This window comes from Tenacibaculum halocynthiae, from assembly GCF_964512825.1.
Lineage (GTDB): Bacteria > Bacteroidota > Bacteroidia > Flavobacteriales > Flavobacteriaceae > Polaribacter > Polaribacter halocynthiae.
In genome coordinates this window covers 137,213-149,910 of sequence record NZ_CAZELG010000009.1, presented here as the reverse complement: position 1 = coordinate 149,910, position 12,698 = coordinate 137,213, and the positions used below count along the sequence as shown (strand labels likewise).

General features: G+C 27.8%; 14 protein-coding genes. 10 read left to right on the top strand and 4 right to left on the bottom strand.

The window, feature by feature from the left end:
- Positions 1-63 precede the first annotated feature (63 nt).
- The 5 genes from ACKTTQ_RS01340 to ACKTTQ_RS01320 are packed head-to-tail and all read left to right on the top strand — an operon-like array spanning position 64 to position 4,544.
- Entirely contained in the window at positions 64-1,035 is a 972-nt protein-coding gene (locus ACKTTQ_RS01340; protein ID WP_408048219.1) for a YjgN family protein, read from the top strand.
- Positions 1,036-2,145, top strand: coding sequence for a M48 family metallopeptidase (locus ACKTTQ_RS01335; protein ID WP_408048218.1), 1,110 nt, complete (start codon positions 1,036-1,038; stop codon positions 2,143-2,145).
- Positions 2,138-2,821 carry an SDR family NAD(P)-dependent oxidoreductase gene (locus ACKTTQ_RS01330; protein ID WP_299135324.1) on the top strand — a complete coding sequence of 228 codons (684 nt, stop codon included), beginning with the start codon at positions 2,138-2,140 and terminating at the stop codon, positions 2,819-2,821. The genes ACKTTQ_RS01335 and ACKTTQ_RS01330 overlap by 8 nt, the downstream gene beginning before the upstream one ends.
- Positions 2,822-2,868: 47 nt before the next feature.
- Entirely contained in the window at positions 2,869-3,459 is a 591-nt protein-coding gene (locus ACKTTQ_RS01325; RefSeq protein ID WP_093868931.1) for a SprT-like domain-containing protein, read from the top strand.
- A 17-nt stretch (positions 3,460-3,476) separates the two neighbouring features.
- On the top strand, positions 3,477-4,544 hold the full coding sequence (locus tag ACKTTQ_RS01320; protein ID WP_408048217.1) for a mannose-1-phosphate guanylyltransferase: 1,068 nt from the start codon (positions 3,477-3,479) through the stop codon (positions 4,542-4,544).
- Between the two features lie 24 nt (positions 4,545-4,568).
- Here the strand turns inward: ACKTTQ_RS01320 and ACKTTQ_RS01315 are convergent, their stop codons facing one another.
- Both ACKTTQ_RS01315 and lpxK read right to left on the bottom strand, forming a co-directional pair.
- Complete coding sequence (locus ACKTTQ_RS01315) at positions 4,569-5,060, bottom strand: thioredoxin family protein (protein ID WP_093868933.1); 492 nt, start codon at positions 5,058-5,060, stop codon at positions 4,569-4,571.
- A 46-nt stretch (positions 5,061-5,106) separates the two neighbouring features.
- Complete coding sequence (lpxK, locus tag ACKTTQ_RS01310; RefSeq protein ID WP_408048216.1) at positions 5,107-6,141, bottom strand: tetraacyldisaccharide 4'-kinase; 1,035 nt, start codon at positions 6,139-6,141, stop codon at positions 5,107-5,109.
- 62 nt (positions 6,142-6,203) lie between these two features.
- Here lpxK and ACKTTQ_RS01305 point away from each other — a divergent pair, with 62 nt between their 5' ends.
- Both ACKTTQ_RS01305 and ACKTTQ_RS01300 read left to right on the top strand, forming a co-directional pair.
- The gene (locus ACKTTQ_RS01305) at positions 6,204-7,298 is read left to right on the top strand and encodes a Nif3-like dinuclear metal center hexameric protein (protein ID WP_113786619.1); all 1,095 of its coding nucleotides are present in this window, start codon (positions 6,204-6,206) and stop codon (positions 7,296-7,298) included.
- 2 nt (positions 7,299-7,300) lie between these two features.
- Positions 7,301-8,071, top strand: a complete 771-nt coding sequence (locus ACKTTQ_RS01300) for a zinc ribbon domain-containing protein (protein WP_093868936.1) — start codon at positions 7,301-7,303, stop codon at positions 8,069-8,071.
- A 72-nt stretch (positions 8,072-8,143) separates the two neighbouring features.
- Here ACKTTQ_RS01300 and rpsU read toward each other — a convergent pair whose 3' ends face one another.
- Positions 8,144-8,332: a 30S ribosomal protein S21 gene (gene rpsU, locus ACKTTQ_RS01295; protein ID WP_093868937.1), complete on the bottom strand. Its 189-nt coding sequence runs from the start codon at positions 8,330-8,332 to the stop codon at positions 8,144-8,146.
- A 334-nt stretch (positions 8,333-8,666) separates the two neighbouring features.
- Positions 8,667-9,743, bottom strand: coding sequence for a peptide chain release factor 1 (gene prfA, locus ACKTTQ_RS01290; protein WP_093868938.1), 1,077 nt, complete (start codon positions 9,741-9,743; stop codon positions 8,667-8,669).
- A 79-nt stretch (positions 9,744-9,822) separates the two neighbouring features.
- Between prfA and ACKTTQ_RS01285 the strand changes: the two genes are divergently transcribed.
- The 3 genes from ACKTTQ_RS01285 to ACKTTQ_RS01275 all read left to right on the top strand — a co-directional run bounded on the left by ACKTTQ_RS01285 (position 9,823) and on the right by ACKTTQ_RS01275 (position 12,695).
- Entirely contained in the window at positions 9,823-10,248 is a 426-nt protein-coding gene (locus ACKTTQ_RS01285) for a DUF6265 family protein (RefSeq protein ID WP_093868939.1), read from the top strand.
- A gap of 109 nt (positions 10,249-10,357) precedes the next feature.
- On the top strand, positions 10,358-11,035 hold the full coding sequence (locus tag ACKTTQ_RS01280) for a TetR/AcrR family transcriptional regulator (RefSeq protein WP_093868940.1): 678 nt from the start codon (positions 10,358-10,360) through the stop codon (positions 11,033-11,035).
- Positions 11,028-12,695, top strand: coding sequence for a peptidase domain-containing ABC transporter (locus ACKTTQ_RS01275; RefSeq protein WP_093868941.1), 1,668 nt, complete (start codon positions 11,028-11,030; stop codon positions 12,693-12,695). Before ACKTTQ_RS01280 ends, ACKTTQ_RS01275 begins: the two co-directional genes overlap by 8 nt.
- The last annotated feature ends 3 nt before the right edge of the window (positions 12,696-12,698 follow it).

Here is a 12,698-nt window from a genome sequence, read left to right as displayed (position 1 = left end):
TATAATATTTGCACACTCTAAAATAAAATTGCATTTTTGATTTAAAACAAATTAAAAATTACAATGGAGATTATTTCTAGTTTAAAAACTGAAAAAAAAAGCTTTAAATATTTTGGTAGTGGAGTTGAATTTGCCATTATTTTTTTAAAAAATATATTATTAACACTTTTTACCTTAGGTCTATACTATCCATGGGCTAAAGTTGAAATTTTAAAATATCATTATCAATCTACAGAATTAGATGAGTCTCGTTTTACTTTTCATGGTACTGGTAATGAGGTTTTTAGAGGGTTCGTTAAAATATATATAATTTTTATTCTATTATACGGAACTTTAATTTATGGTTTACAATCTGGAAATCAAATTACAACTATTTTAACTGTTGCTATATTTTATTTATTTTTCATTCTTATCATTCCATTCGCTATTCATGGTGCTATACGTTATCGCTCATCTAGAAGTTCTTGGAAGGGTATTCATTTTAAATATTTAGGTAAAAGAATGGAACTCTTTTGGAAGTTTATTACAGGAATGATTCTAACTATCTTAACTTTTGGGATTTATGGTGCTTGGTTTCAAATTGAAATTAGAAAATATATTCTGAGTCATTTACGATTTGGAAACTTATCTTTTGATTTCAAAGGTAAAGGAGAAACTTTGTTTTGGATTAACTTAAAATTTATTCTTTTATTTTATCTTACATTAGGTATATATTCTTTTTGGTATTTAAAAAATCTATGGACTTTTTATGCTGAGAATACAGAAGTAACACAAGATGGAAAAAAAGTAAATTTCAAGTTAAATATTAAACCTGGTGATATTTTTGAATTAATGATAGTTAATTTTTTATTGATTGTGTTAACTTTAGGAATAGCAACACCATGGGTTACTATTAGAACATTTAATTTTATTTTCCGTTTTTTAGAAATTGAAGAAGGTTTAAATACTAATGTTATACAACAAACATCTTATGATGATTATGATGATGCATCTGGAGATGACTTATTAGATTTTTTAGATTTAGATTTACTATAAATGCCTTTTAAAGTAAACTATTTTGATGGGAAGTCATCTCAAACACATGAAGCTTATATTTCACCAAGCTCCTTAGCTTGGAAAATTTCTTTCAAAAAAAAAGAAAACAACCCTATACAAATTTCATGGAATATTCAGAATATCAAAAAGTCAGAGGTTCACACAAAAGGATTAATTTCTTTTACTTATGGCAATACCTTTCCTTTTCAAAAAATAGAAAGCTCAGACAATAATTTTATAGAGTACCTAAATAAAAGTAATCACAAAAATTTAAATAATAGAGTTAATACTTTTTTACATAAACACAAAAAGAAATCTATAATAAGCCTGCTTTTAGCAGTTTTTACGATACTCTTCACTATATATTTTTATGTTATTCCAACTGTAGCTATAAATTTTGTTTCAAAATTAAATAAAACACAAATAATTGAATTTGGTAATTACACTTTTAATGTACTATTGAAAGATTTAGATATTGATAAAGAAAAGTCAAATAAATTACAACTTTTCATTAATGATATGAATGTAAATACTACCTTTCCAATAAAGGCGTATGTAGTAAATAATAAAGAATTGAATGCTTATGCTCTTTCTGGTGGAAAAATAGTGATTTACTCTTCACTACTTAATAAAATAGAGAATGAACACCAGTTAACTGCTTTAATAGGTCATGAGATTTCTCATATAGAAAACAGACATGTACTAAAAAATTTAAGCAGAAATTTGTCCGGAAAAGTATTTCTCTCTATTATATTTAATGATTTTAATAGTATTTCCGCTGTTTTAACAAAGAATGCGCATTTATTTTCTCAATTGTCATATTCTCGTAACTTAGAAAATGAAGCTGATATATATAGTATGGAAATTATGCAAAAAAATAATTTAAACTTATCTGGAATGCCAGAGTTATTTCAAATTCTAAAAAAAGAAAATGAGATTGAAATACCAAAATACTTAAACAATCATCCCGTTCTTAGAGACAGGATACTATACACAAAAAAAATAGCAGATAAACAATCTTCCTTTAAGAGAAATCTAATTCTAAAAGATAGATGGAATAATTTAAAACAACTAATTTCAAAAATAAATACTAATACTATAAATGAGTAAGAACATAATTATTACTGGAACAAGTAGAGGAATAGGTTATGAACTGGCTAAACAATTTGCTAATCAAGGTCATAATGTTTTGGCTTTATCAAGGAATACAAAATCACTTGATTCTTTAAATCATAAAAACATTACAACTATTTCTGTTGACTTGTCTTCTAATGAAGATTTGGTAAAAGCTGAAGCCTTTATAAAAAACAACTGGACTAGAGTTGATATTTTAATTAATAATGCTGGAAAACTAATAAATAAACCTTTTTCAGAGTTATCTACTGAAGATTTTAAGGAAGTTTACAATGTAAATGTTTTTGCTGTTGCCGAACTAACAAAAAAAGCAATACCTTTTATGAAAAAAGGGAGTCACGTAATTACCGTAAGTAGTATGGGAGGAATACAAGGAAGTATGAAATTTCCTGGTCTTGCAGCATACAGTTCTGCAAAAGGAGCTGTTATTACTTTATCTGAATTATTAGCAGAAGAGTATAAAAACCAACAAATAGCTTTTAATGTTTTAGCTCTAGGAGCAGTACAAACTGAAATGCTTGAAGAAGCATTCCCTGGCTATGAAGCTCCTCTTTCAGCTAAAGAAATGGCTGATTATATTTTTGAATTCTCATTAACTGGAAATAAGTACTACAATGGAAAAGTATTACAAGTTTCTAGTTCTACTCCATAGAAAAACTTTAATATATTGAAGATAATAAAGCAATTGTATAGAATAAATTGAAAGAAACTTTAATTAAATACATACCTAAAAAAGCTATCCCTTTGGTTGAATATTTGATAAACAAACATCAAGTAAACCTAAAAATAGTTAGTCAACGACAAACAAAGCATGGCGACTTTCGTCGTATGCCTGATGGAAGGATGCTAATAACAGTAAATAACAACTTGAATCATTATCAGTTTTTATTAACGTTAATTCATGAGATTGCCCATCATGTTACACACCAAAAATTTGGAAGGGTACAACCTCATGGTAAAGAATGGAAAACTGTTTTTCAACATTTAATGCTTCCCTTCTTAGAACCTGAGATTTACCCTACTCAAATACTTCCTTATTTAGCTAATTATTTAAAAAACCCGAAAGCTAGTACAGATACAGATGTAAATTTATCATTAGCTTTGCGTAATGGTAAAGCAGAACCAGGAAAGATTTTTATCTTTGAAGTTCCTAATGGAAATGTTTTTCAATTTAAAAACAGGCTATATAAAAGAGGCAACAAGCGTAGAACACGATATGAATGTTTGAACTTAACCAATAAACGTGTATACCTTTTTAATCAAAATGCAGAAGTTCTACTTATTCAGTAGTTAATACAATACAAATTATGAGCAATAATTATTACGCAGTTATCATGGCAGGTGGTGTTGGGTCAAGATTTTGGCCAGTAAGCACACAACAATATCCTAAACAATTTCATGATATGTTAGGAACAGGGGAATCTTTGATTCAGAAAACTTTTAGTCGAATAAATCAACTAATCCCTTCAGACAATATTTTAATAGCAACAAATAAACGCTATGAATCATTAGTTTTAGATCAATTACCTAAAGTAAAAAGCAAGCAGTTACTATTAGAACCTACCATGCGAAATACAGCTCCATGCATTTTATATTCTGCATTAAAAATACATCAACAAAATCCAAATGCAGTAATGCTAGTAGCACCTTCTGATCATTGGATTGAAAATGAAAATGAATTTTTAAACAATATTAAAACTTCATTTAATGCTTGTGAAAAACAAGATATTTTGATGACCCTTGGAATCCAACCAGACTCTCCAAATACTGGCTATGGATATATACAATTCGAAGAGCATGAATCTAGTATAAAAAAAGTAAAAAACTTCACTGAAAAACCAAACTTAGATAAAGCTAAAGAGTTTTTAGCAAGTGGTGATTATTTATGGAATGCTGGAATATTTATTTGGTCAACAAAAAGTATTTTAAAAGCCTTTAGTGAATTTTTACCTGAAATGGTTGCTACTTTAGATGATGGAAATAATGTATATAATACTGACTTTGAAGATGACTTTATAAACAATAACTATAAATCATGTGAAAATATTTCTATTGATTTTGGAGTAATGGAGCGTGCTAAAAACGTACATGTCTTGCCCGTTAACTTTGGATGGAATGATCTTGGAACTTGGGGTTCACTTTACAATAAACTACCTAAAGATGAGCAAAAAAATGCTATTGTAGGAGCTAAAACTATTTTTAGAGATTCAAGTGGTAATATGGTAAGAACTCAAAATCGTAAAAAAGTTATTATCCAAGGATTATCAAATTTTATAGTAGTTGAAAAAGATGATGTACTTTTAATATGCCCAAAAGATGATGAACAAGAAATAAAACAAATTGCCGCACAAGCAAAAGAGACATTTAACAACTAAAAAATAATAAAAAATCCGAAGCTACTACTTCGGATTTTTTTTATAATGTTTTTTTATAACAGCTTCAAAAAAAGGATAATAATATTCAGTCATATAGCTTCCTCTTTTTTCTCCTAAAACCTTTTCCCTTTTATCTATTAACAATACCATAGGAAAAGAATTTTTATATTTTTTACTTAGTCTTTTGTTTACAACAGCAACTTCTTTAGTAACTAAATCCTTATTTCTTGGAAAATTAGCCATGTATAAAATCATATTTTCATTAGCATACTCTACAAATTTACTAGTATGAAATAATTCTCTATCTAATTTTATGCAAGGTCCACACCAATCAGATCCTGTGAAATAGATTAACACAGGTTTTTTCTCTTTTTTCGACTTTTTTAAAGCTTCCTCATAAGATGTTTCCCAAGTAACTTTAATCTGTTTATTTGACTCATCAGTAATTGCTTTATTTTGTGAAAAAACAATGTTAACTGCAAATAACAAAACTAAAAAGGTTATTATTTTTTTCATCTATATTTATTTTACCTATTCCAAAATATCAAAAATAATACCATTATTAATTGAGCATAGTTGTTACATGCCCCTCAATTATAGTATCAAACTTTTGTTTATTTGTTAAAAATGAACTTTCTATTGGTAAATAGAATAGATTATCTACCCTATTTTCTAATCTAACAAAATCTTTTTCAGTTGTAAGTATTACTTTCCCTAAGGATACAATATTATTGTATTCCAACTTTATTTTTTCAATATCACCTTTAGTAAAGTGATGATGATCTGAAAATTTCAAATGTCTAACTTTTATATTTTTAGATTTTAAAAATTGTAAGAAAGGGGCTGGATTTGCAATTCCAGTAACCACGATAATTTCTTCTCCTATTAACTTATCAATAAGTATATTTTGGTTCCCATACAACTTTGTATCATATGAAATTGTTGTAAAAAACAGCTCTTGATAACTTTCTGGATTAATTTTCTTAATTATATCTTTTTGCTCTTTATCTGATAAATCATCTGGACATTTAGTTACAATTATAATATCTGCTCTTTTAGCTCCTCTCCTACTTTCTCTTAAATTTCCAGTTGGTAAAATGTAATCATTTACATATAAATCTTCATACTTAGTTAATAACACATATAAACTTGCCTTAACTTTTCTATGCTGAAAAGCATCATCTAATAATATAACTTCTGGCTTATTTGTTTGCTTTATCAACTCCTGGATACCATTAACTCTATTTGCATCAACAGCTACAGTAACCTTATCATTAAACTTCTTATAAAATTGTAATGGTTCATCGCCTACATCTTCTGCTAAATGTTTTGAAGTTACAATTTGAAACCCTTTTGTTTTTCTTTTATATCCCCTACTTAATGTAGCTAGCTTATAGTTTTTACTTAATAAACGTATTAAATATTCTATTTGAGGAGATTTTCCCGTTCCTCCAACACTTAAATTACCTACAGCAATTACTGGAAAAGCAAAAGATTTTTCTTTATAAAAATTTTTATCAAACAATATATTACGAATACTCGTAACAATATCATATATAACGGCTATTGGAAATAATAAAAAACGGATTACTTTCATTACAACGAAAGTAATTAAAAATCTTAACTTTGATATTGAATTAAAACTTGTAAAACTTAACTATGCAAATAAGAGATATTACAAATTATATTGAACAATTAGCACCTCTTTCTTATGCAGAAGATTTTGATAATGTAGGACTTCTTATAGGTAGTTACTCAACAAAAGTTAAAGGTGTTTTAGTAACTTTAGACACTCTAGAAAAAACTATTGATGAAGCAATAGCCAAAAAATGTAATCTAATCATAAGTTTTCATCCTATAATATTCAGTGGCCTAAAAAAATTAAATGGAAACAACTATGTTGAACGAGTTGTATTAAAAGCTATTCAAAACAACATTGCTATTTACGCTACACATACGGCTTTAGATAATGTTCAAAATGGAGTTTCTGCTAAAATGTGTGAAGTCTTAGGATTACAAAACATTAAAACATTAATTCCTAAAAAAGGAATTATTAAAAAACTAACTACATACGTACCCATTAATCATGCTAACTCTCTTCGAGAACAATTATTTAAAGCTGGAGCTGGTACTATTGGTAATTATGATAATTGTTCCTTTAATATGGATGGAAAAGGGAGTTATAAAGGAAATGAAAGTTCAAATCCTAAAATTGGTAAAAAAGGAGAATTAGCATTTGAAGAAGAAACATGTATTTCAATAACCTTTGATAGTTATTTAGAAGGAAAAATACTAAACACCTTATTTAACAACCATCCATATGAAGAGGTGGCTTACGAAATAATAACACTTAATAATAAAAATCAACATGTTGGAATGGGAATGATTGGAGAGTTTTCTTCTGAAATGAATGAAAATGAATTTCTTCGATTTGTTAAAAAAACATTTAAAACTGATTGTGTTCGTCATTCAGAATTATTAAATAAATCGATAAAAAAAGTAGCTGTATTAGGAGGTTCAGGAAGTTTTGCTATTAATAATGCTATAAGAGCTAAAGCTGATGCATACATAAGTTCTGATTTTAAATACCATGAGTTTTTTAAGGCAGAAAAAAAGATTTTATTAGCAGATGTTGGCCATTATGAAAGTGAGCAGTTTACAAAAAATATTTTGGTTGATTATCTTAGCAAAAAATTTAGTACTTTTGCAATTATTTTAAGCGAAGAAAGTACAAATCCAATATACTATATATAAAGATGGCAAAAAAAGAAGTAACGGTAGAAGAAAAATTAAGAGCGTTATATGATTTACAGCTAATTGACTCTAGAATAGATGAAATCAGAAATGTTCGTGGTGAATTACCTTTAGAAGTTGAAGATTTAGAAGATGAAGTTGCCGGATTAAATACCAGACTTTCTAATTTATCAAGCGATTTAGCTAGTTTAGAATCTGATATTAATAGTAAAAAGTTAGCTATTACTGAATCTAAAGCTCTTATAAAGAAGTACGAAGAACAACAAAAGAATGTTCGTAACAATCGTGAATTTGATTCTTTAACAAAAGAAGTTGAATATCAAGAATTAGAAATTCAATTATCAGAAAAAAGAATTAAAGAGTACAAAGCTAAAATAGCTCAGAAAAATGAGGTAATTGCAGGTACAAAAGACAAATTAACTCAGCAAGAAAATCATTTAACTCACAAGAAAAATGAACTTGATGCCATTTTAAAAGAAACAGAAAAAGAGGAGCAATTATTAAAAGACAAATCTAAAGAGTATTCTGAATCTATAGATACTCATTTATTAAATGCTTATTCAAGAATTCGTAATAAAGTAAAAAACGGATTAGCTGTTGTTTCTATTGAACGTGGTGCTGCTGGAGGATCTTTCTTTACTATTCCACCTCAAATTCAATTAGAGATTGCTAATCGTAAAAAAATTACGATAGATGAGCATAGTGGTCGTATTTTAGTTGATTCTGCTTTAGCTGCTGAAGAACGTGAAAAAATTGATAGCTTATTTTCATAAAAAGCTACTTATATAAACACAAAAAAGCTCAATCTATAGATTGAGCTTTTTTATTATTCTAAAAAACAAATACTAATCTTCTTTGAATAGTTGCTCTTTATAAGCTGCTTTCTTAACTTCAGCACGTCTAATTACAGATGGCTTATCGTATTGTTTTCTATTTCTTAATTGTTGTAAAATTTTAACGTCTCTATACTTACGCTTGTAACGTTTTAAGGCTCTATCTATGTTCTCACCTTCTTTTACTATAATTTTTAACATATATTATTATATTTAATATTCTTAAATTACTCTCTATTTAAACTTCATTTTACATACTATAAGTAAACCTATTTTATATTGAATACTTTTAGCATGAAAATACCTAACCTTTACAGGTTAAATAATTCTATTAAAAAAAAGAAAAACTTAATAAAAAGTAACTTTGAAGTTTTGATTAAACACTTAAAAAAGTGTTTTTAAAATCTCAGATATTTCCCCTTTAAGGATAGAACAAAAATGAAGGTACAAATTTATAACTTATTTAATGAGTAAACAAATAAATGCCAGTAAATAAAAAAGCTCAATCTTAAACGATTGAGCTCTATATATTATATTAAATTGTTTCTCCTAATTCTTTTAGCTTAGACGTATTTTCAGCTAACATTAATTCATCAATAATTTTTTGAATATCACCGTTTACAATATTTTGTAGATCATACAATGTTAATCCAATACGATGATCAGTTACACGTCCTTGTGGGTAGTTGTATGTTCTAATCTTTGCAGAACGATCACCAGATGTAACCATTGACCCACGTTTTGCAGCATCAGCTTCTTGTTTCTTAGCTAACTCCATATCATACAAACGTGAACGTAATACTTTAAAAGCTTTCTCTTTATTTTTATGTTGTGATTTTTGATCTTGACATTGTGCTACTAAACCAGTTGGAATATGCGTTAAACGAACAGCTGAATAAGTTGTATTTACAGATTGACCTCCAGGACCAGATGAACAGAAAAAGTCAATACGAACGTCTTTAGGATTAATTTCTACGTCAAATTCTTCAGCTTCTGGAAAAACCATACAAGTAGCTGCCGAAGTATGAACCCTACCCTGAGTTTCCGTTTGAGGCACACGTTGTACACGATGTACACCAGCTTCAAACTTTAACGTTCCATACACATCATCTCCACTAACTTCAAATTGTATTTCTTTAAACCCTCCATTGGTTCCTTCAGAAAAATCTACAGTAGAAACTTTCCAGCCTCTTCCTTCACAATACTTAGTATACATTCTAAATAAATCTCCAGCAAAAATACTTGCTTCATCACCACCAGTACCTGCACGTAATTCTACTACAGCGTTTTTACCATCTTCAGGATCTTTAGGTATTAATAAGAACTTGATTTCATCCTCTAAAACAGGGATACGAGCTTTAGACTCTTCCATTTCCATTTTAGCCATTTCTACCATTTCCGCATCACTTCCATCAGCTATAATTTCTTTAGCCTCTTCAATTGTATTTACAAGCCCTTCGTATTCGTTTGCTTTTTTTACAACTTTTCCTAAATCTTTATATTCTTTATTTAATTGTACGTAACGTTTTTGATCAGAAATCACGTCAGGTTGAATGATTAAATCTGACACTTCATCAAAGCGTTGTTTAACTATCTGTAATTTGTCTAGCATTATATCTTTTCTTGGATTGCGAATTTACGATTTTTCTTTAAATTTGAGCAACACACAACTAACTTAAAACAAACTTATTATGAGATTTCTTTTTCTCTTTTTATGCGTTACTCTTATACTTTCCTGCAAATCTAACACATTAAAACCTACTTTTCTTATTGGAAAATGGCAACGCATAAATGATAAACCTAATCAAATTACATATGAAAACTGGAACTCAAGTTATAAAGGATCAGGCTTTACACTAAAAAAAGGAGATACTATTTTTAAAGAAATTCTAACTATAGAAACTATTAACGACACTCTGCATCTTAAAGTTACAGGTGTTAACAATAAACCTACTCTATTTAAATTCATACAACAAACAGATTCATCATTTATTTGTGAAAATAAATTAAATGAATTCCCAAAAAAAATAAAATATTGGAAAAACAACTCAAATCTACATGCTCAAGTTTCAAATGATAGTTTTAAAATAGATTTTACATTTAAAAAATTAAATTAATCACATTATTTTCATTTATTAACTGTAAGTAAATATTTATATTTATTTAACATTCTTTTACTCATTATTGAAAGTAATACTATTAACTTTGCGGTAAATATTTTTAATTATGAAAAATTTACTGTCAAATATTAAAATAGAAACCCCAAAAGGGATCTATATAAAAAACCCTGAATCATCCGATTTAGGGAAAAGAATAGTTGAATATAGTATTATTTTAATTGAAAAATTTGGCTTCGAAAGCTTCAATTTCAAAAAACTCGGAAAAGAAATTGGATCAAACGAAAGTTCTATATATAGATATTTTGAAAGCAAACACAACTTGTTAATTTATTTAACCTCTTGGTATTGGGGATGGATAGAATATCAATTAGTTATTGAAACATATAGTATTAATAATTCTAAAGATAAATTAATTACCGCTCTAAAAGTTGTTACGAGAACCACTGTTCAAGACAGTAATTATGGGCATATTAATGAGATTTTATTAAATAAGATTGTAATAAACGAAAATTCTAAATCTTATTTAACTATAGATGTTGATGCTGAAAATAAAGAAGGATATTTTATGACCTATAAAAGAGTTGTAAAAAGATTATCTGAAATGATTTCTGGGCACAATCCTAAATATAAATATCCTTTGAGTTTAGCTAGTACTATAACAGAAAGTTCACTTCATCAACACTTTACCAAGCAACATTTTCCTTCAATTACAAATTTTAAAAGCAACGATAATCCAACTGATTTTTTTATTGAACTAGTATTAAAGACATTATTAAATGAATAACAAAATACTTTCTCCATGGCAACGTTTTTTAGGGCTTGTTAAACTAGAACAAAAAGACATACTTCAAATAGCATACTATGCTATTTTTGAAGGTATAGTTGCCTTGTCTCTTCCACTAGGAATACAAGCTATCATTAATTTATTACAAGGCGCTCAAGTTTCTGCTTCTTGGATCGTTTTAATTATTTTAGTTACTGGTGGAGTTGCCTTTGCAGGTATCTTAAAATTAATGCAAATGCGAATCATCGAAACTATACAGCAACGAATTTTCACGAGAGCATCTTTAGAGTTAAGCTATAGATTTCCCAAAATAAAAATGAGTGAATTACGAAACTATTACTTGCCTGAACTAGCTAATCGTTTTTTTGATACACTTACTATTCAAAAAGGGCTATCAAAAATACTTATTGATGTTCCATCAGCTTTTTTACAAATAATTTTCGCCTTATTATTACTATCATTTTACCATCCTTTCTTTATATTCTTTGGATTCTTATTACTATTATTAATTTTCATAGTATTTAAATACACTGCACAAAAAGGATTAGAAACAAGTTTAAAAGAATCTAAAAACAAATACAAAGTTGCTCATTGGCTACAAGAAATTGCAAGAACAGTTATGAGTTTTAAATTATCTGGTAAAACAAATTTGGCGCTTAATAAAACTGATAATTTAGTAGATGATTATTTACAATCAAGAGAAAAACATTTTAAAATTTTAATACTACAGTACATACAAATGATCGGTTTTAAAGTACTGGTTACTGCTGGACTATTATTAATAGGAGGTTTTTTAGTATTGAATCAAAAAATGAATATTGGACAATTTGTTGCTGCAGAAATCATTATTCTTTTAATAATTACATCGGTTGAAAAACTAATTATTGGTTTAGAATCATTTTACGATGTGTTAACATCCATTGAAAAACTTGGACAAATAATTGACAAGCCAATTGAAGCCCAAGAAGGAGAGTTAATTAATGGAGACCAAGAATTATCTATAGAACTCCAAAGTGTTGTTTATAAAGTAAACACCTTAAACATACCTATATTAAATGATATTTCACTAATTGTAAAACCAACAGATAGGATATTAATTCAAGGAGAAAGCGGAAGTGGTAAATCAAGTTTACTACAACTAATTTCAGGTTTAGTAGAACCAACATCAGGTCATATTTTTATTAATAATCAGTCCATTAACAGCTTACACTTAAATAAGTACAGAGCTAATCTAGGTTTATCATTATCAGAAGAAACCCCATTTGAAGGAAGCATAAGAGAGAACATTACTTTTGGAAATAAAGACATATTGGATGAACAAATATACCTAACCTTAGAAAAAGTAGGCTTAAAAGATTTTATAAAACAACAACCTAATGGTTTAAGTACAATTTTAAAACCTGATGGAAAACAAATAGCCTATACTATAGCTAAGAAAATAATTTTAGCAAGGGCTATAATAAAAAAACCTAAAGTTTTAATTCTAGAAGACCCATTAGATCAATTTAAAAAAGAAGAAACACAGAAAATAATCGATTTCTTAACACATAGCTCTCAGCCTTGGAGTTTAATTGTAGTTAGTAGTAATTATACATGGAAAGAAAAATGTAATAAGCATATTACGCTTGAAAAAGGCGCTATTATAAACCTTAAACACTAAGCT

Excerpts from the sequence above, each read along its gene's own strand:
- ACKTTQ_RS01300 (WP_093868936.1), top strand. The coding sequence starts at position 7,301 with ATGGCAAAAAAAGAAGTAACGGTAGAAGAAAAATTAAGAGCGTTATAT.
- ACKTTQ_RS01320 (WP_408048217.1), top strand. The coding sequence starts at position 3,477 with ATGAGCAATAATTATTACGCAGTTATCATGGCAGGTGGTGTTGGGTCA.
- ACKTTQ_RS01275 (WP_093868941.1), top strand. The coding sequence starts at position 11,028 with ATGAATAACAAAATACTTTCTCCATGGCAACGTTTTTTAGGGCTTGTT.
- ACKTTQ_RS01330 (WP_299135324.1), top strand. The coding sequence starts at position 2,138 with ATGAGTAAGAACATAATTATTACTGGAACAAGTAGAGGAATAGGTTAT.
- prfA (WP_093868938.1), bottom strand. The coding sequence starts at position 9,743 with ATGCTAGACAAATTACAGATAGTTAAACAACGCTTTGATGAAGTGTCA.
- lpxK (WP_408048216.1), bottom strand. The coding sequence starts at position 6,141 with ATGAAAGTAATCCGTTTTTTATTATTTCCAATAGCCGTTATATATGAT.
- ACKTTQ_RS01305 (WP_113786619.1), top strand. The coding sequence starts at position 6,204 with ATGCAAATAAGAGATATTACAAATTATATTGAACAATTAGCACCTCTT.
- ACKTTQ_RS01340 (WP_408048219.1), top strand. The coding sequence starts at position 64 with ATGGAGATTATTTCTAGTTTAAAAACTGAAAAAAAAAGCTTTAAATAT.
- ACKTTQ_RS01285 (WP_093868939.1), top strand. The coding sequence starts at position 9,823 with ATGAGATTTCTTTTTCTCTTTTTATGCGTTACTCTTATACTTTCCTGC.
- rpsU (WP_093868937.1), bottom strand. The coding sequence starts at position 8,332 with ATGTTAAAAATTATAGTAAAAGAAGGTGAGAACATAGATAGAGCCTTA.
- ACKTTQ_RS01315 (WP_093868933.1), bottom strand. The coding sequence starts at position 5,060 with ATGAAAAAAATAATAACCTTTTTAGTTTTGTTATTTGCAGTTAACATT.
- ACKTTQ_RS01280 (WP_093868940.1), top strand. The coding sequence starts at position 10,358 with ATGAAAAATTTACTGTCAAATATTAAAATAGAAACCCCAAAAGGGATC.
- ACKTTQ_RS01335 (WP_408048218.1), top strand. The coding sequence starts at position 1,036 with ATGCCTTTTAAAGTAAACTATTTTGATGGGAAGTCATCTCAAACACAT.